This window comes from Adlercreutzia agrestimuris (assembly GCF_943193125.1).
Taxonomy (GTDB): domain Bacteria; phylum Actinomycetota; class Coriobacteriia; order Coriobacteriales; family Eggerthellaceae; genus Xiamenia; species Xiamenia agrestimuris.
This window is the reverse complement of the sequence record NZ_CALPCX010000001.1, coordinates 656,895-675,656: the sequence shown is the minus strand read 5'-3', so window position 1 is coordinate 675,656 and position 18,762 is coordinate 656,895. Positions and strand designations below refer to the sequence as shown.

The window sequence follows — 18,762 nt, the reverse complement described above, 5'->3', positions numbered from 1 at the left end:
TCGCCGTATTACTCACTATACTGTTCAATAGCATAGTGAGTAATATTTGATCTATTAACAATACCTACCATGCAACCCTGGTCTAAAACGGGAACCTTCCGAAGATGATGTTCAACCAAAACACGTGCAATCATGCCAATATCATCGGAAATATTTACGGCCACTACTTTTTTAGTGGCCACTTCGCCCACAGTAGTACCCATAGTTTCTCGCAGTGTTTTATCAAAATCTTCATTGCCTTGCTCAACTATCATTGACCAAGCTGTTTTAAACGCCGGTACTTGATCTGCTAAGAGTCGCATGATATCACCATCAGAGATGAAGCCGACAACGCGCGTGGCATTATCTACCACAGGTACGCCTGAAATCCCCTTCTGGCTAAACAAACGCAACGCGTCAAGAACAGTTGCATGCTCGTTGATGGTATACACATCGGTTTTCATGAACTGCGCAAGCGTTCCGCTTGCTTTCAGTGCACTCTCTGCTCCAACCGTAGCGTCGTTAGCATTGACAGCACCCGTTTCAATGGGAGTGCGCTTCGATACGCTGCCCAACCAAAGCGCCAAACAAAATCCGATCAGCCCAAACACGCCAACCAAAATGCCTGACCAGAGCATGCCGCTGGCTGCTGCTTGTGCAGCAGGAGCACCGGCAGCGCATGCGCTTGCTCCTACTGCCGCATATACTGCGGTAAATACCGACGAGCCAAAACAACCCGCAATCTGAAAACCGGTAGACATGACCGTAACGCCATGAGGATTCATTTCTGGCGCCAAACGCGAAAGCGCAAAGCTTTGCACCGGACCGATAATAAGCGCAGAACCGCAGATCACCGGGATATAAATCACAGCCAACAATACAGGAGATGCGGTGGCAATGAAAAACGCTGTGAGCACAGAAAAGATTGCAATACATGCAAAACCCACGGGTAAAAGCAGTGCAACTCCGTGTCTGTCATATATGCGACCAGCCAAGGGCGAAGCAATGCAAGAACAAAGAATTGCCGGAAAGAGCGTCAGTGAGGCCACCAAAGGTGGGGTGCCAAGTACTGATTGCATAAATGTTGGCACAATGATATTCATTGCAAATATGGTCACAAGCGACAGCATGTTAACCGTCACACCAACTGCAAATACGGGAATGCGCAAAGGGCGCAAATCGATTAATGGTTCAGCAAGTGTGTTTTGCCTTCGTACGAAAACAATGAGCGCAACTACGCCCACCACCAAAGCAATAAGTGCTCCAACAATACTTCCGCTCAATATCGTAGAGATGCCATAAAGAATACCGATAAGCGCAATACTAATAAGGCCTACCGATACCGCATCCAAGCGTGGGTGGGTAAGTTTTGCGATATCACGCAGAATAACCGCCCCCGCCAAAAGGCACAACATCGACAATCCCGCAAATACCCAGAGCAACATATGCCAGTCTGCGACAGCCAAAATGGCGCCCGCTAAGATTACGCTTGACGATGGTCCAAGCGTTGTCATGGCACCCATTATTCCCATATAGGTGCCCAATTTCTCGCGCGGTGCAATCTCGAGCGTAATATTCATACCAATCGGAATTAACATGCCCGTACCAAGCGCTTGGATAATTCGCCCTACTAACAAAACAATGAAGTTTGTAGCAACGCCGCCGATGATTGAACCAATCACCAACAATGCTGCCGTTGCACAAAACAAACGCCTGGTAGAAAACGATCTGTACGCAAATGCCGAAACAGGCACCATCACTGCAGCGCCGAGCATATAAGCAGTGGCAAGCCACTGAACCGTAGATACATCCACCGAGAGGCTTTCCATAATCGGTGCAAATCCAACGTTAAGAAATGTTTCATTAAACGTTGCAAGAAATGCCGCAAACGCAGCAACAAACAATATTGCTGCAGGCTTTTTGGTAGCCACAACTTCCTCCTTCTCGTAGTCACGCAGGTAGCGATATTGCAGCTCATCAAGCACAGCACGCAAAAGCGCCCGATAGAGCGAAAACCATATCAGGACAGAATTTGTGTTCTGTACCGTGATCAGATTTACGCGCTACCAGGCGCCACATGTGTCGTTTGCAGTTCTTTATAAAGTTGTTTATAGCAAGGCTAGTATATCAATTAGTTGCAGATACCTGATGCTATCAAATCTGCCGAACGGCATCTTGATAGTTCTATGCCATCAGCTGAGTAACCGCGTTCGCGTATGCAACGGGATCTTCAATGGGCATGCCTTCCATCAGCAATGCTTGGTTGTACAAAATGTCGGCATACAAACGAACCTTTGCCGCATCACCCTCAGCCTGCGCTTGGCGCAGCACCTCAAATACTGGATGCTTTGCGTTGAGCTCCAAGACGCGCTCGCTCTTAATGCCTTCGCCATCAGGCATTTGCGACAATATGCGCTCCATCTCAAGCGAAACAGGGCCTGCTGCCGTGACAAATGCTGGCGCATCAGTGGCTCGCGATGTAACCGTTACTTTTGATACAGCATCTCCGAGCGCATCCTTCATCACCTCGAAGAGTGCTTCATTGTCTTTTGCAAGAGCTTCTGCTTCCTGTTTTTCTTCGTCAGTGGACAGATCCAAATTTCCACTCGCAACATTTTGGAGCTCATGAGCTGCATCATCTTCGCCATAGCTCATCATAGATTGGAAGCAGAATTCATCTACGTCTTTTGTGCACAGAAGCACGTCGTAGCCCTTGTTAAGCACCGCTTGCACCACCGGAAGCTTCTCAAGGCGTGCAACACTTTCACCCGTTGCATAATAAATTGGCTTCTGATCTGCGCTCATGGCTTCAACATACTCAGACAACGTAATGAGCTTCTCCTGTCTAGCAGAATAGAAGAGCAAAAGATCCGCCAGCTCATTCTTCAAGATGCCATAGCTGTTATAGATTCCAAATTCTAAGCCGCGTCCAAAGTTTTCAAAAAACTGTTCGTAAGCTTCTCTGTCGTTCTCCAGAAGCTTTTTAAGCTCAGCAGTAATCTTTTTCTCAATGCGCTTTGCAATGGCTCGAAGCTGTGCATTGTGCTGTAGTGTTTCGCGCGAAATATTGAGCGATAAGTCCTGGCTGTCCACCACGCCACGTACGAAATTGTAGTAATCCGGCAGGAGCTCTTCGCACTTTTCCATGATGAGAACGTTTGAGCTGTAGAGCGCCAGACCCTTTTTGTAATCTTTGCTATACAGGTCATAGGGAGTTCTGCTTGGGACAAACAACAGCGCATCATAGTTGAGCGCGCCTTCTGCGTGAATACTAAACGTGCACGTTGGATCAGCAAAATCATGGAAATCGGTCTTGTAAAACTCATTGTATTCCTCTTGGCTTACATCTGAGCCGCGACGCTTCCAAATCGGAATCATCGAGTTTATGGTCTCCAGCTCCTGATAGGTTTCGTATTGAGGCTCCTGCTGCGCGCCTTCACCATCTGCGTCTTCACCGTCTGCGGCTTCGCCATCTGCATGCGGCTGACTCTCCACTTCGCGCGTCTTGGTGACCTCCATCATGATGGGATAGCGAACGTAATTGCTGTAGCGCTTGATCAGGCTGCGCAGTCCAAACTCCGTTGCAAACTCATCGTAGTTTTCTTCATCGGTGTTGTCCTTCAACGTCAAGATGACATCAGTGCCATGCTCAGAGCGCTCGGCTGGGCTTACCGTATACCCATCAACACCATCACTCTCCCACGCCCACGCTTCATCGCTGCCATACGCGCGCGACACAACACGTACACGCTTCGCCACCATAAACGCAGAGTAAAAGCCCACGCCAAACTGACCGATGATATCCACATCCTCGCCCTGCTGATCAGCGTTCTCTGTCTTGAATGCCAAGCTATCCGAGTGCGCTATAGTACCCAAATTTGTGTCGAGCTGCTCTTTCGTCATGCCAATACCATTGTCTGATACCGTCACAGTTCGCTCGTCTTCATCAGCTGAAACAACAATACGCAAATCTGCACGATTCAGTTGAATGTCGGAATCGGTCAAACTTGCAAAATAGAGTTTGTCCACTGCATCTGAGGCATTAGAAATAAGTTCGCGCAAGAAAATCTCACGATTGGTATAAATGGAGTTGATCATCAAATCGAGCAACTTTTTGCTCTCGGTCTTGAACTTCTTCATAAGGCGTCCTTCCGAAATTTCGTCACATGATTTCGTCCTTGACTGCAACGCGCGCTCGCCATCTTGCGGGCTCTTATACGCGCATTAGCAGTCTCAATGCTTGAGTGCTAATACCTGATTGTAGTACCAGCAATTATGATGTCAACGACACTCACGGTTTATCCCGACAAGAGTTACGTTGCGGATACATGCACAGCTGTGTTGACACGGATACGTACATCCCTTGTCCGCTATTGCCACATGCGACATAAAAAAGAGGCGTTGACTATAGTCAACGCCTCACACACCCAACACGCCACAAAAAGCGCCAAGCTCAGTTGCTAATCGCCTTGCTTACATGCGCGACCAGCAACTATACAGCCTGGGCAAACTCCTTAGCCACCAATGAGTGTCTGGAGCGAGCTCAAGAAGCTCGACATGTTGCGGTAACACATAAAGAGCGTGATCACGATAATCACAACGCCCGCAACATTTGCGAATACATGATTGCGCCACTTGCCCAAATCCTTGCCATTTGCGCAGTACAGCACGAAAAATGCCATGATAGGAAGCAGAATTGCGTTTGCTGCTTGAGCAACCAAGATTAGCTCGGTCGGACTCTTGCCCAGCAGGATTGCCATGGTGCAACCAGCTACCAAAACGATAATCCAGATGACCTTGAACTGCACATCCTTGAGCGACTTCTGCCAACCCATAACACCATTAACCGCATAAGCCGCCGAGAATGATGCCGTGATTGCACTTGAAAAACCAGCAGCCAGCAAGCCCAAGCCAATCAGCCACGTTGCCCATGAGCCCAGAACCGGGGTTAACGCTACTGCCATATCTTTGCCGTTGGTCACCTCAATGCCAGTTCCATAAATATTTGCCGCAGCGCAGATCAGAATGGCCATTGAGATAATGCCACCAAGACCAATACTCAAAATGGTGTCGAAGCGTGCGTCAGAAACCTGATCGGGATCTTTAAAGCGCTCTGCCGAACCTGATGCATGCAAAAACAGGTTGTAAGGAACAATAGTCGTACCAATCAAACCAACAGCAGTCAAAATACCCTGACCGCCCTCTTGCGGAAGCGTCGGTGTAAACATGCCAACAGCAACTGCACCCCAATCTGGAGCAGAGGCAAATGCTGTCACCAAAAATACCAAGCCCATGAATACCACAATGCCAGTCAGCACCTTTTCGACAACTTTATAGGATCCAACCCACATTGCCGCAAATGCCAAAATACCAATTACCACAACAATCGGAATAAGCGGAGCTTCAGCAGAAATAGCCTGAATACCTAAAATACCGCCCGTAATATTGCCTGTTTCATAGGCGATATTACCGACAAAAATGGCCACGATAACAATAACGATAGCAATCCACTTCAGTGCTGGATTAGAAATACGATCGCGAATGTTCTCGCCTAAGCCCTTCTGTGTCACAATGCCCACACGAGAAGCCATCTCCTGAAAAATGATGGTGGCCACGGTGGCAAACAGCAAGCACCACAAAAGCGTATAGCCATAGCTTGCACCAGAAACCGTGCAGGTCGTTACCGTGCCCGGTCCGATAAAGCCTGCGGCAACCAATGCGCCCGGGCCGATATTCTTGAATTTCTCGCCCAAAGAACTGCTCATTTCATCTCCTTCAAATCCCACTTATCCCCCACATATCTTGACCCCGTCAAAACAAGCAGGCTATCCAATACACAAACAACTTGAATGCACAGCATGCACATCTTGCCTATTCAGTTGTTACAAGGAAATCTCTCTGAGAAAATCTATCATAGAAAGGGGCTAAATTCTGCGTGCGAACAGCGAATTTGCCCGCCACAAACCAGATACCAGGGGTTTGCGGTTGCCACTGCTTGGTCGCAGTTTACACACACACCGCCATTACAAGGACGGCGCGCCTCCCACGCATCGGTTGGCGAAAGCGGCAAAGACCACTCACCAGGGTCATCATGAGCCTCGGCGCCTGTCATTGCGGCAACAACCATAGATGCAATTTGCCGCATCCCTAACGCTGTTGGGTGTGTTCCATCCGACGCTTCATACTCAAGCCCAAACGACGCAATGTCGGCAATCTTGCAACCCGTTTGGCGTGCAGCCTGGCGAATTGCCTCGTTGTATGCATCAATATCAACGCCGCGCAAATTATACGTAAACGTAGAAGTTGCCTCGCCGCGCACCCGTCCTGGCACAAGTGTCACGCACCACACCTCAGCTGACGGAAACTCATGGCGAATTTTATCAAGCATGCTTTGATAGGCCTCTGCAAAACGCACCAGCGTCTGGTCATCAATTGCCCCAGGAAACCCAGCGCTCTCTTTACAGCGCACTTGTTCAATTGCCGGCAAGGCATTTCCGTGCGCCTTCGCCTGCTCATGCGCACCGCCCCAACCATAATCGTTGACACCAATAAAGACCATCACAACATCGGGGTTCTGCAGCGTCGAGACACTGCCTCGACCACCTCGCCTAAGCCCGCCTAATGCACTTACGCGCTGCGTGCTTGATGCCGCAGGAAACCCTGCACCCTCAACAAGACTTCCCGAGTACGCAGCGTTCGCCAAAAGCTCACCATCAAAATGCTCAATCACGCGCATCCACCAGGTGTCTTCCACATCACGAACGCCCGTTTTTTCTCTTTGTTCGCCAGCGTAATATACACGCCAACCACGCGGAGTTATATCCTCAAACGTGCTTATGGAGTCCCCTAAGATGGAAAACCGCTTTGTCACGATGTTCTCCAGAAATCTTGGATTACTTCCTGACGATTGGCCTTTCCCGTTTTTTGCAAGATATTATGCACATGCACCTTTACCGTACTTAAAGCAAGCTGCTTTTGCGAAGCAATATTTTGATTGTCTTTCCCAAGCAAAATCTCATGAAGCACTTCACACTCTCGTGAAGAGAGTTGATAGAGTTTTGCATAACGAGGCATAACCTCAACAATCTCTTGTTCCTGTAAAACGCTCGTTCCACTTGGCGGCATCTCAAAACGCAGCGACAATGTTTTATAAGAATCCCGAATGGCAATAAATCCAATGCAGAGCATTAAGTAATTCTCAACATAATTGCGCTCTGAAGAGAGCACCAGCGGCCCGAGACGGATAGTGTCGGTCTTTAGAACCAAGAAGAAGATTGCATCTTCAAACACGATGCCAAACACCATAATTGCTATACCAATGACAATCCATTTTCTTCGCCACAGTCTGTTTCTGAGAACTTCAGATGACTCATTAAAATAGGCGAATGCCCCAAAGCCAATAATCCACAGCGCGAAGAGTGCTCGCGTGGTGTAGAAGCAAAACCATTTGTCACTGGTATCAGGAAATCCAAACAGCAGAAGAAGACTTGCAGCTACAAAAACTACGCCGGGTATAACCAGCAGCTTTTTATTGGTAATGCGCAAATAATCACAAACCATGAGCCAGAAAGACTCAAGAACGCCTAACCCAGTAATAATCAATATAAGAGATCGAATAACAGCATACGCACCATTGAATTCAATATAGAGAATGTGTAATGCGTATTCATCCTGAAAGACGAAGGACACGTCAAGAAAGTACATGAGGAACGCGACAAAAAGATACAGGTACGTTTTTTTGTGCGAAACTAAATAAGAGGAAAGACATGTTGCTGAAGCAACCATGGAAAAAAGCATCACCAATAACGTCCAGTAGAAGAGCACTAAACCCACTGCGTGATACCTCCCTGGTAACTCGTTTGGCAACCAAATAATAGCAAGCTTTGTTGCAGTCTTTTGACGAAATGCATATCAGACATCAAGACACATATCGTTGCGGTTCCATAATAACGCAATGAAACATATCTTCTTACGTTAACTCACGCTAAACAATACCTAATTCACAACCTTTGCAGTAACAATTTTTCAGCATTTAGCAACTTTGCAAAGCATAGTGAGAGCTTCAATGTAAAGCTTTTTAGTTAGTTTTACATTTCATAAACAATCACATTTCAGGTCTTGAACAAGGCTCTTACCTGGCGTTTATTGCGGGTTTATTGGGTAACAATATGGTACTAGATACACATTGCACCTACTAATACACCCGCCTTACATCTTTGTTTTTGCAGTGTGAAGGTTCATGGTGTACCTATCAGCTTTGCAGAACTCAGTATCTGCAACATGTATTACATTGTTGCTTCGAATGAAGCAATCCTAAGGGATTAGGATCACTACAGAAGGAGGGTTGCTTATGGCTGGCGTGAACGTCAAGAGCGAGATCAAGCCTCTTAAGAGGGTCTTGCTCCACCGCCCCGGCGACGAGCTTTTAAACCTCACTCCCGACACGCTTGAAGAATTGCTCTTCGATGACATTCCATTTTTGCGTGTCGCTCAGGCAGAGCATGATCGCTTCGCCGAGATTCTTCGCTCTGAGGGCGTGGAAGTGGTTTATCTTGAGGACCTCGTAGCGGAAGTCGTAGCTTCATCTAAAGATCTGCGTGAACAGTTTGTTTATCAGTGGATCGAAGAAGCTGGTATTCGTACCGAGCGTTACAAGAAGATCATCCATGACTACTTGGAAGAGAACTATCCCGATCCTAAAGAGTTGGTCTTAAAGACCATGGCTGGCATCAATCTTCAAGAGCTGCATGTCAACAAATCTGACTCTTTGGTTGATTTGGTATCTGATACGTGCAAATTGGTGTGCGCACCGATGCCGAACCTCTACTTTACTCGTGACCCGTTTGCAATGATTGGTAACGGCGTTTCTTTGAACCATATGTATTCAGAGACACGTAACCGCGAGACCATCTATGGCGAGTACGTGTTTAAGTATCATCCTGATTACAAAGATGTGCCGCTGTACTACAGCCGCTACAACACCTTCCACATTGAGGGTGGCGACATCTTAAACATCAATGATAAGGTCTTAGCTGTCGGCATTTCTCAGCGCACCGAGCCCGATGCAATTGACCAACTCGCACACAACGTGTTCAACGATCCGACCTCAACTATTGAGACGATCCTTGCATTCAACATCCCGAACTCTCGTGCATTCATGCACCTGGACACGGTATTTACCCAAATTGATACCGATAAGTTCACCGTGCATCCTGGCATCATGGGCCCGCTGACGGTCTTTGAAGTTACCTCTGATGGTAACCAAGGCTTGAAGGTTCGCGAGCGCAATGAGCCGCTTGAGCACATCTTGGAAGAGTATGTGGGTTGCCCCGTTGAGCTCATTCCTTGCGGTGGCGGCGATCGTATTGCTGCTGCTCGTGAGCAGTGGAACGACGGTTCTAACACCCTGTGCTTGCGTCCTGGCACCATCGTTGTGTATGAGCGCAACGACGTTACCAACGAAGTACTTCGTGAGAAGGGTCTCAACGTACTTGAGATGCCTTCAGCTGAACTCTCACGCGGTCGTGGTGGCCCACGCTGCATGAGCATGCCGATCTGGCGTGAGGACTAATCTTAGTTCTGAAATTTGTTCTTAACTCCAAATTCGCAGGTATGCACTACTCCAACGGTCATTGTAGTTACATACCTGCGATGGAGTTTTGAAATACATTTCTGATCATTGACAATCTTGATCAACCGAAGTGTTTGAGTCTAAGTTTACTAAGCCCCATTTTGGCGAACGAGAGTTTAGTGAACTTAGAAATGCTTGAAAAGGTGTTTTGGCGAACAGCTTTTCTTCTCACTCTGAGAGCTTCTCTATTTTGGCGAGTACAGAAGATTCCTTTAGGGTGAACAAAAAGTGTGTCTGAAATCGGGTGTTGGCGCAGGTCAACACCCGATTTTCTTATAAAAAGTCAAAATAATCGAGATTTTCACTCGGACAAAAAGTGTGTCCGATAATTACGGTTACACCTGATCAGACCCTGATAAATTGGAAAAAAGTTCCCAATTTTGAAGGGTTTCGATATGAAGAGCAAAACCTGTCCTGTATGTGGCGGCTCCATGAAAAGAAATGGCAAGACCAAATCAGGTAGACAAAGGTGGCGCTGTCTTGTTTGTGGATCTTCGACAACCCACTCCATAAACACCGATGAGCGGGATCTATCCGCCTTCTTGTCATGGCTTATGTCAAAAGACACCCAAATGGATATGCCTGGCTGCGGGCGTACCTTCAGACGTCGCACCTCTAAGTTTTGGGATATATGGCCTATGCCCTCCTGCACAGGGGAGGTACATCGCGTTGTCTATGTGGATGGGATATATCTGGCTAAAAACGTTTGTGTGCTTATTGCCTGCAGCGATGAACATGTCTTGTCTTGGTATCTGTGTCGGGCAGAGACATCGCATGCCTGGGAAGCTTTGATGTCTTATATCGCTCCACCTGAGGTTGTTGTCACTGATGGAGGGAGCGGTTTTGCAAAGGCGTGCCGACACATTTGGCCTAACACGCGCATCCAGAGATGTCTGTTCCATGCGTTTTCTCAAGTGAAGCGCTATACAACATCACGTCCCAATCTGCTTGCAGGAGCGGAGCTTTACGGTCTTGCCAAAGAGCTCATGCATCTAGACACCTTGGCTCAGGTCGACTGGTGGGTTGAACGTTTTGGGCAGTGGTGTTCGTTTTGGAGTGACTTTCTAGAAGAGAAAAGCTATATCGAAGGAAGGTTCGTATATACCCATGAGCGTCTCAGAAAAGCGAGGTCTTCCCTTGTGACCTTAAGCAACCAAGGAACCCTCTTTACCTATCTTGATCCCAAACTTTGTCTAGAAGGATCACTGCCAAAAACCAATAACCGTATTGAAGGCGGTGTAAACGCACCCCTTAGATCTCTTCTTAGAAATCATCGCGGAATGTCTTTGACAAGAAGGATCAAAGCTGTGTTTTGGTGGTGCTATATGAAGACAGAGAACCGTCTGTCGGCATCAGAAATACTAAAAGAGATGCCGACAGACGATGACATAGATCTGCTTTACGAAATATATGGCACTCCACAAAAACCGGATAGCGGAGCACCTCGGTGGGGAGAGGGATTGGTCTGGGAAGAGCTTCATCACAAGACTGTCTATCCCTATTCGACAGAGTAGCCTCCAGACACACTTTTTGTCCTATAACCCAAAAAACGTGCGCGACATAATTGCCGCGCACGTTTTTTGATTATTACTATTTTTAGAAAGCGTACCTTATGCGTCCTCTGCTTCTGCAGCCTGCTGATATACACAAAGCGCCTCTTGTAAAAGCTGTGTCGCAAACTCTATGACATCATATCCTTCAGAAATTGCCGCCACAGCAGCGCCGTCAACAATAGTGCCCACCATACGCGGAGGCATATTAGTAATTCCTGCACAATGCAGAATACGATCTATAGCAGCATCTAAGGAGACTCTCCCCTTTTGATAGGCCTCTGTTACAACGCTTGATTCTGCTGCAGCGATAAGCTGTGCATAGTGAGCTGAAGGAGTCACTGTTGCATCTGGGAGACATGCTTTAATCAAAAGTTCTACCACACGCTCTCTGCAAGCCTCAGGAGGAAGCGCTTCAGCGGTGGCTGCAACTTTCTCGGCGCGTTCTGCCCATAGTTGAATGTTGTAGCGACCAGCTTCATGGAGCAGCTGTGTCACCGAATCAAAATAGTACCCAACTGAAGACGACGCCGCCCCTGCCCATTGGGCAACCTTTCGATAGGTAACTGCTTTTGGACCCTGCTCGCGCAAGAGTGCCGCCGCAGCTAATACAAGCGACGTTCTGGTAATTTGCGCTTTGAGTGATTTGGGAGTCTGTGATGTTTCTGTCATACGGACACTCCCTTCTTTCAGCAATAATCTGAGCCTTAGTCGAATAATAAAAAGCGCCGTTCGAATTTTCGAACGGCGCTTGCAGCACGAAAATCATAATGTCAACTTATAACTCACGTACCCAGCTTATAAAAGCCGACACCCATATTATACACACAGCGAGAACCTATTCAGTCATCTTTCAACACAAAAGTAGACAGTTTCGTTGTGCACATTAACAAGGCTACCTTGGAGTTATTCGACGTCAGACAATTCCTTGCCTGTATGCTCGTGCGAAGCAATCATTGCAATCAGAGCAATAACCGAAATGCCTACCATGTACCATGCCGGAGCAAGGTTGTTTTGCGTAACGTCAATCAACCACGTTGAGATAAACGAAGCTGAACCGCCAAACAATGCATTTGCCAAGTTAAACGAAAGGGCAAAACCGGTATAGCGAACTGCTGTTGGGAACGTTTCAGTCAGATAACTAGAAAGCGTACCGTCGTTGATGGTCAACAGCAGACACATTACCAACTCTACCAGCAATACCGTAACAAACTGCATCGTATTGAGCAGCATAAAGGCAGGTACAGTCACCACAATAAAGCCGACACATGCAATGATGAGCATCTTCTTGCGGCCAAAGGTATCCGAAAGATGACCGGAAATAAAGATGAACCCGATGTATGCAATCAAGCAAATTGTTGTGATGAGCGAAGACTCACCAGGATCCATGCCAACTGTTGTTTCCAAATAAACCGGAAGGTAAGTAAGAACAACATAGAAGCCAACCGCATTCAGCATGCAAGCACCAAACGAGATGATGAGCACCTTCAGGTGATGCTTAAAGAGGTCGCGAATGGGATGATTCGAGTCGTCTTGCTTGCCCATATCGGCTTGCATCTGCTGATATGTTGGCGAGTCTTCCAATTTGGTACGGATATAATGCGCAACTAAACCAAGCGGACCTGCAAGCAAGAACGGGATACGCCAACCCCAATCATTTACTGCAGCATCTGGAAGCACCATATACATAACCGTTGCAAAAGTAGAACCTACCAAAAGACCCGTTGCCGTTGAAGCCGGCACGAGCGAGCAATACAAACCACGCTTGTCAGCTGGCGCATATTCAGCCAAAAATGTTGCTGCACCTGCATACTCTCCAGCAGCTGAGAAGCCCTGAATCATACGAAGAACAAGCAATAAAGCGGGAGCTGCCAAGCCGATAGCAAGATATCCTGGCAAAAGACCGATACAGAAAGTGGCGCCTGTCATCAAGAAAATAGAGGTAGAAAGTGCCCATTTGCGGCCCTTCTTGTCACCCATGCTGCCCCAGAAAATGGCGCCAATAGGACGCAGCAAAAACGAAAGAGCAAAGATTGCGAACGTCTGCATCAAAGCAAGCGTTTCGTTTTCACCGGGAAAGAAAACCGCGGCGATAACAATTGCGAAGTACGAATACGTGGCATAGTCAAACCACTCAATAAAGTTGCCTAAGAACGAAGATACGGCAACACGGCGAATTGTTGCATTCGCCTCACTGTCATGATTAGCTTTCATGATAATCCCCTAAGAAATGAACTGCTTCGTCTGCTTCATAAGTTGATGGCTCTGCGAGCATCACTCTCATACCTCAACCCTCCTTACCTGAAGTCCCGAAATATTCATTTGGTATACACCAGTGCGGCGCAATGTTTTTTCATTATACGCAAATACATAGCGCGACTAGTGCAGGGACATGAAACAATTTCTTCACGTCTCTGTGGTAGCAAGAAAAACCCGCACCGGCATAACACCGATGCGGGTTCAAAGCTCCTAGAAGTCACCCATATATTCTACTTGGGCCTTACTTGCTTTATCAATAAACTCTTTTTCAGCCTTCTTGCCACCTTGTACAAGCTTTTCAAGCAAGATTCGCTTCAAACGCGGATACTCGTTGATGCCATACCATGCAAAGGCGGTACCTCCATAATATGCCTCTACAATACTATGTACGGGCAACGATACATCACGCTCAGCGTCAAGACGAACATACTCGTTAATCTCGCTTGCACATACCTCTTTGATAACTTCAGGGCTGATCTCCAGATCACGAGCAAGCTGACGAATTTGATAGTCAACTTCGGCTTGATCTGCATGCGGGAAGTACGTTACGTCATACGTTACCGCATTAAGACCTGTTGCCTTTACGAACCCAAGGAACGAATCAAGTTCCATCATTTGTACGTGGTTCTCTGTTCGCTCCATAATGTCCAGCTCTGCTGCAAATCCTTGCACTCCAGCAGCCTTAAAAGTTGCTGCAAGTTGCTCTTCGCTTTGCGCTGGTTCAAAATTCAGCTCTTCGCGAACATGGGTCAGGCGTTTGGTAATCTTCATAAGGATCAACTTCCTCTTCTGTGTCTATTGCCAGGTAGGTTTTACAGATTCTCAAGCTCTTCTTGCTCTTGAATCTTGGCAGCAAGATTTGCAGAAATTTCATCCTCTTGCTTTTGTTTCCTGCCTTGAACCATGTTTTTGATTGAAGGCACTGCACCACCTGCAACTACGAGCACGATACCCAAGAAGGTGTTAACAGTGATCGCCTCACCGAATACAGCAAGACCAATAACGATTGCCACAGGAACTTCCCAATAGGCAATAGTTGAGTAGTCAGCAGCATTGAGGTTACGTCCAGCAACCAACAAAAAGCCCAACGCAAGCGGACCGCAAACGATCCACAGAAGAATAGCGCCAGCCCAGTTAAATGCAGTAAAGTTAACCTGAGTAATCCAGTTCTCCATGCCAGGCTGCATTCCGACAATGTTCATGATGACGGTGATAGTTGCCGCACCAAGAACAGCAAAGAGAAAATTCCAAACACCACGAGCAGTGGTATCAGCATCTTTGCGATATCCATTAAAGAACATGGATGCACCATAGAAAACGCCAGAGAGTAAGCCAAATGCGTCACCAACGAGCTTTTGTGGGAATTCGGGAGTTGATGGAGCCAAGTTAAAGTCAAGACCAAATGCCTGTCCGCCAACACCAAATCCGAGCAGGCCTTCGCCGAACAACATACCAATGAACACAACCGCTAAGCAAATCCATTGCAAAGCACTCATAGGCTCCTTGCGGAAGATGCGTGCAAGCAATGTGCAGATTACCGGACCGGTATAAATGAACAATACTGCATTTGCAACAGTGGTCATCAATGTGGAAGTTACATAGCAGGCAAGTGACATACCAATCATTAAGCCACCCAAAGCAATTGCGGGGGTCAGCTTAAGCTTTTTAAACGTATCTACTTTATGAGTTGCTACCATCAACACCAAAAAGAAGACAAAGCCCATACCCATACGACCGCACGCCATAAGCGCACCGATCGAGTCTGAACCATTCAAGCCAAGCGTGCCGTCAAACATATCAGTACGGGTTGCCCAACGACTAAACAACGGTACCAGACCCATGCCTGTTGCCGAGATGAGCATTGCAATAACGCCCAGATTTGTTTTCATCTGATATCCGTCAGATCCTGACGAAGACGAGGTGTTGAGATTCTTATTCTCTGCCATTGGTCCTCCTTAAAACCAGTAGCAATGTATACGTACCCCGATGCAAATATCCAAGCCTCGTCTCGTAATCTTTTCCTTAAAAGATTACGACGCGACGCTTCGCTCGGTCATCCCCAAGTTCAGCAGCTTTCAACCTCAGCTTTGAAAACTAGCAACGGGAATACGGATTAAGTTAGACAAAAGGGGAACCTGGCTGCTGTGAAACCAGATCCCCCTTTCATAAGACTTGATATCAAAATCTAATATCAAGCAAAGTTAGCGTTAAGCGGCTAGACTAGTCGTTCCACATCTCCGGACGTACCAGGGTTGAGTCAGGTACGCGGTTCGGGAAGTAGTCGAGGCACTCGCCCTCACGATAAACGTCAGCGGTTGAGCAGTGCAGGCCGCCACCGAATGCATAAGCACCACGGAGATCAACCGGGATAGCGTTCATGCCGAGCTTATCCATCTGCTCAAGCTCGTTAACCTCAGAAGCCTCAACGATAACGGTCTTCGGGTCGAGTACGAGGCAGTTCATTGACAGCCATACTGATGAGTAGCAGAACTCAGGAGGCGTGTCATGAGCAGGCTGTGCAGCCTCTACGATTTGCCAATCGTTTGCCTCAAAGATCGGACGCTGATCCTCAGGAAGCGGACGAACCGGGTTGTTGATGATCAGGCCCGGACGCAGCGGAACGAAGGTTGCGTCGATGTGGATCGGATAGGGGTCACCCGGGAAGTTAACCGCATGGATGCGATAGTCCGGATAGTAGCGCTGGAACCAGTCCATAGCGGTGCGGTTGGTGGTCAGGCCATGCTGAATGAAGATGTCCTTGCCCATACGCATAAGGTCAGCAGCGTCCCACATCGGCTCTACTTCGGTGGTAACGAAGTCTTTGTTAGCCGTACGAACGAGGCGGTCTTCCAGAGAGATCTTCTCGTCATAGTAGTTGTGCTTGTAAGAACGGTCGGTCAGGCGCGGACGAGGAGCCTGGGTCCAGATGAAGTCGGGGTCTTCCTCGAAGTACTTCATCATGAGCGGCCAGTAGGCCAAATACTCGAAGTAACGGCAACGGAATGAGTTAGCTGAAGCCATGATCTCCGGGCCAACGGTGAGCAGGATGTCGCGAGGCGGCATGCAGGTCATCATTGAGTCATTACGGAAGTCAGGCGTGCCGATTGCCTGGTTCCACTGAAGAGGAGTCGGGCGGTCTACAACAACGCCGCGCTCTTCAACAGCCTTAACGAGGTTCTCGAGGCAAGCATTACCAACCTCAACGGTGCGCAGCGGGCGCAAGCCCCACATACCACGCATCTCAGAGTCTACCGGAACCTTCTCAGAGGTTGCGGGCTCCTCCGGAGGAATAACTGAGTTGTCGCACAGGCCAACGATGACGTGCTTTAGCGGATCCCAGTCGTTCCAAGAGTTGACTATCTTCGCCATGACAGTCTCCTTTCTCTGGCAGCTCTCTCGGTGCTGCCTATAGGCTTACACACAATTCTGTGTATCAGCTAGCATCAGCAACATGAAGATCATCATATGCTCAACTATTATCGGCACGAACAAGTTGAGATTAAGAAGCAATACATCATGTGCTGCTTTAGCCGGTGACTAGAGTTATACCATCTTTTTTGATCACCCGCAACAGAAAATGACCTTATAATTTGTTTGTTTTTCTATCTATTATTGTGCATGTGCACAATTTTTGAGAGACCTCTGTTCATCACCACGTGGCTTAAATCGAGGCTATATCGCATATTTACCAAATCTGATACAAATGACACTAATAACATTAGTATGTTTTTATAGCTTCATGCATTTATTCATTATTTTTTGCATAATTAAAACGATGTGAGGTTGCACAAATTCTTACTATCTAGATAATCTATAGAGTTTTTTGAGCACAGCAGGACACAGCAAATTCCTTCACAGGCTCACCACTTTGTGCATGTGCTCAAAAATGCACGTCTCGCACGCGAATACGCATGGTATGTCACCTATTACAGCCCTTGCAACCTACCCTGAATTAATAGTAGCGATAATATGCCGCACAGCTTCCTTCGCTACTCACCATGCACGGACCTACAGGATTCTCCGGAGTGCAGACCTTCCTAAATAAAGGGCACTCATGAGGAGACATTGCGCCTCGTAATACGTCGCCACACTTGCATCCTTTCGGCTCACAGGTCGGCTCAACCTCAGGAGCAAAACGAGCAACTGCATCAAATTGCTTAAACTCTGGACGAATTTTATAGCCCGAATCAGCAATTTCGCCAAGACCACGCCATGTAGTGGTGCACGTCTCGAACACCTCATCAATTGCTGCTCGAGCAATTGGGTTTCCATCAGGCAAAACAGCGCGCGCATACGCAATCTCAATATCGGCGCGGCCTTCATGCAACTGTCGCGCAAGCATAGCAACACCCTGCAGAATGTCATTGGGCTCAAATCCCGTAATAACACCAGGTATGCCATATTTTTTTGCCAAAAACTCATATGGTTTTGCACCGATAATCGTACTCACATGCCCGGGTAAAATAAGTGCATCAATTTTTACGCGCGGATCATTCACAATTGCTTCTAAGGCACCCGGCATATTCTTATGCACAGCATATACGCTAAAGTTTTCAAGCCCCAATGCAGCAGCGCGCTTTATGGCCATGGCCACCAAAGGTGTGGTAGTTTCAAAGCCAACACCTACAAATACAATCTGCTGATCAGGGTTTTCTTGTGCAAGCTTCAATGCGTCAAGTGGAGAATAAACAATCTGGACCGATCGGCCTTTTGCCTGTTCTTCCAAAAGCGACGAGGTTGATCCCGGGACACGCGTCATATCGCCAAATGTTGCAATTGTTACCCCTTCAACACGTGAAAGTGCAATGATGGTATCAATATCTTTATTTGATGTAACGCAAACCGGACACCCCGGGCCACTTGCAAGTCGGGTATTTTGCGGCATAAGATCACGAATGCCGTTGCGTGCAATGGACACGGTATGAGTGCCGCACACTTCCATGAGCGTCATGCCCTCAGCGGGTGCAAGCTTGTTGATGGACTCAACAAGACCAAGCGCCAGCGCAGGATCTTTGAAAGCGTCTAAGTCAAGCGAAGAAGAAGATACAGACGTCATGAATTATTCCTGTTCAGCAAGCTCAGGGAATTGCTTAATGAGATCAAGCGTTTCTTGTGCATATTGTTGATCCACCACTTCAATGGCGAAACCAGCATGCACCAATACGTAATCACCCTTTTCTGCTTGCGGTGTTAAATCAAGTGCAATATCGCGCTTGACGCCCAAAATATCAACTTCTGCTAAGCCGTTATCCTTTTTCTCAACAATAACGGCAGGTATAGCTAAACACATAGGGTTTCTCTTTTCACACTCTTGGTTATTTCATATTTACTGCTTATGTGTGT

The 18,762-nt window shown here is 47.5% G+C and carries 14 protein-coding genes; 2 read left to right on the top strand and 12 right to left on the bottom strand.

Annotated features, from left to right (window positions below; translation table 11 throughout):
* Window positions 1–8 precede the first annotated feature (8 nt).
* From NFR28_RS02600 to NFR28_RS02580, 5 genes are all read right to left on the bottom strand, one after another.
* On the bottom strand, window positions 9–1,910 hold the full coding sequence (locus NFR28_RS02600) for an MFS transporter (RefSeq protein WP_251178271.1): 1,902 nt from the start codon (window positions 1,908–1,910) through the stop codon (window positions 9–11).
* 253 nt (window positions 1,911–2,163) lie between these two features.
* Entirely contained in the window at window positions 2,164–4,119 is a 1,956-nt protein-coding gene (htpG, locus tag NFR28_RS02595) for a molecular chaperone HtpG (RefSeq protein WP_251178270.1), read from the bottom strand.
* A 374-nt stretch (window positions 4,120–4,493) separates the two neighbouring features.
* Window positions 4,494–5,744: an Nramp family divalent metal transporter gene (locus NFR28_RS02590; RefSeq protein ID WP_251178269.1), complete on the bottom strand. Its 1,251-nt coding sequence runs from the start codon at window positions 5,742–5,744 to the stop codon at window positions 4,494–4,496.
* 146 nt (window positions 5,745–5,890) lie between these two features.
* The gene (locus NFR28_RS02585) at window positions 5,891–6,850 is read right to left on the bottom strand and encodes an SGNH/GDSL hydrolase family protein (RefSeq protein WP_251178268.1); all 960 of its coding nucleotides are present in this window, start codon (window positions 6,848–6,850) and stop codon (window positions 5,891–5,893) included.
* Entirely contained in the window at window positions 6,847–7,812 is a 966-nt protein-coding gene (locus tag NFR28_RS02580; protein ID WP_251178267.1) for a LuxR C-terminal-related transcriptional regulator, read from the bottom strand. Before NFR28_RS02580 ends, NFR28_RS02585 begins: the two co-directional genes overlap by 4 nt.
* Window positions 7,813–8,329: 517 nt before the next feature.
* Between NFR28_RS02580 and arcA the strand changes: the two genes are divergently transcribed.
* The gene (gene arcA / locus NFR28_RS02575; protein WP_251178266.1) at window positions 8,330–9,550 is read left to right on the top strand and encodes an arginine deiminase; all 1,221 of its coding nucleotides are present in this window, start codon (window positions 8,330–8,332) and stop codon (window positions 9,548–9,550) included.
* A 455-nt stretch (window positions 9,551–10,005) separates the two neighbouring features.
* A complete protein-coding gene (locus NFR28_RS02570; protein WP_251178265.1) occupies window positions 10,006–11,124 on the top strand; it encodes an IS1249 family transposase in 1,119 nt (372 codons plus the stop codon).
* 96 nt (window positions 11,125–11,220) lie between these two features.
* Here the strand turns inward: NFR28_RS02570 and NFR28_RS02565 are convergent, their stop codons facing one another.
* The 7 genes from NFR28_RS02565 to NFR28_RS02535 all read right to left on the bottom strand — a co-directional run bounded on the left by NFR28_RS02565 (window position 11,221) and on the right by NFR28_RS02535 (window position 18,709).
* Window positions 11,221–11,832: a TetR/AcrR family transcriptional regulator gene (locus NFR28_RS02565; RefSeq protein ID WP_251178264.1), complete on the bottom strand. Its 612-nt coding sequence runs from the start codon at window positions 11,830–11,832 to the stop codon at window positions 11,221–11,223.
* Between the two features lie 234 nt (window positions 11,833–12,066).
* On the bottom strand, window positions 12,067–13,374 hold the full coding sequence (locus tag NFR28_RS02560; protein ID WP_251178263.1) for an MFS transporter: 1,308 nt from the start codon (window positions 13,372–13,374) through the stop codon (window positions 12,067–12,069).
* Window positions 13,375–13,629: 255 nt separating this feature from the next.
* Window positions 13,630–14,190, bottom strand: coding sequence for a hypothetical protein (locus NFR28_RS02555; RefSeq protein ID WP_251178262.1), 561 nt, complete (start codon window positions 14,188–14,190; stop codon window positions 13,630–13,632).
* 41 nt (window positions 14,191–14,231) lie between these two features.
* Entirely contained in the window at window positions 14,232–15,365 is a 1,134-nt protein-coding gene (locus NFR28_RS02550; RefSeq protein ID WP_251178261.1) for a DMT family transporter, read from the bottom strand.
* Window positions 15,366–15,639: 274 nt separating this feature from the next.
* Complete coding sequence (locus NFR28_RS02545) at window positions 15,640–16,788, bottom strand: serine/threonine protein kinase (protein ID WP_251178260.1); 1,149 nt, start codon at window positions 16,786–16,788, stop codon at window positions 15,640–15,642.
* A gap of 583 nt (window positions 16,789–17,371) precedes the next feature.
* A complete protein-coding gene (gene hypD / locus NFR28_RS02540; protein ID WP_251178259.1) occupies window positions 17,372–18,475 on the bottom strand; it encodes a hydrogenase formation protein HypD in 1,104 nt (367 codons plus the stop codon).
* 3 nt (window positions 18,476–18,478) lie between these two features.
* A complete protein-coding gene (locus NFR28_RS02535; RefSeq protein ID WP_251178258.1) occupies window positions 18,479–18,709 on the bottom strand; it encodes a HypC/HybG/HupF family hydrogenase formation chaperone in 231 nt (76 codons plus the stop codon).
* Window positions 18,710–18,762 lie beyond the last annotated feature (53 nt).

Bases quoted from the DNA above. Each gene is read 5' to 3' on its own strand.
- htpG (WP_251178270.1), bottom strand. From the start codon at position 4,119: ATGAAGAAGTTCAAGACCGAGAGCAAAAAGTTGCTCGATTTGATGATC.
- NFR28_RS02590 (WP_251178269.1), bottom strand. From the start codon at position 5,744: ATGAGCAGTTCTTTGGGCGAGAAATTCAAGAATATCGGCCCGGGCGCA.
- arcA (WP_251178266.1), top strand. From the start codon at position 8,330: ATGGCTGGCGTGAACGTCAAGAGCGAGATCAAGCCTCTTAAGAGGGTC.
- NFR28_RS02570 (WP_251178265.1), top strand. From the start codon at position 10,006: ATGAAGAGCAAAACCTGTCCTGTATGTGGCGGCTCCATGAAAAGAAAT.
- NFR28_RS02565 (WP_251178264.1), bottom strand. From the start codon at position 11,832: ATGACAGAAACATCACAGACTCCCAAATCACTCAAAGCGCAAATTACC.
- NFR28_RS02560 (WP_251178263.1), bottom strand. From the start codon at position 13,374: ATGAAAGCTAATCATGACAGTGAGGCGAATGCAACAATTCGCCGTGTT.
- NFR28_RS02555 (WP_251178262.1), bottom strand. From the start codon at position 14,190: ATGAAGATTACCAAACGCCTGACCCATGTTCGCGAAGAGCTGAATTTT.
- NFR28_RS02550 (WP_251178261.1), bottom strand. From the start codon at position 15,365: ATGGCAGAGAATAAGAATCTCAACACCTCGTCTTCGTCAGGATCTGAC.
- NFR28_RS02545 (WP_251178260.1), bottom strand. From the start codon at position 16,788: ATGGCGAAGATAGTCAACTCTTGGAACGACTGGGATCCGCTAAAGCAC.
- hypD (WP_251178259.1), bottom strand. From the start codon at position 18,475: ATGACGTCTGTATCTTCTTCTTCGCTTGACTTAGACGCTTTCAAAGAT.
- NFR28_RS02535 (WP_251178258.1), bottom strand. From the start codon at position 18,709: ATGTGTTTAGCTATACCTGCCGTTATTGTTGAGAAAAAGGATAACGGC.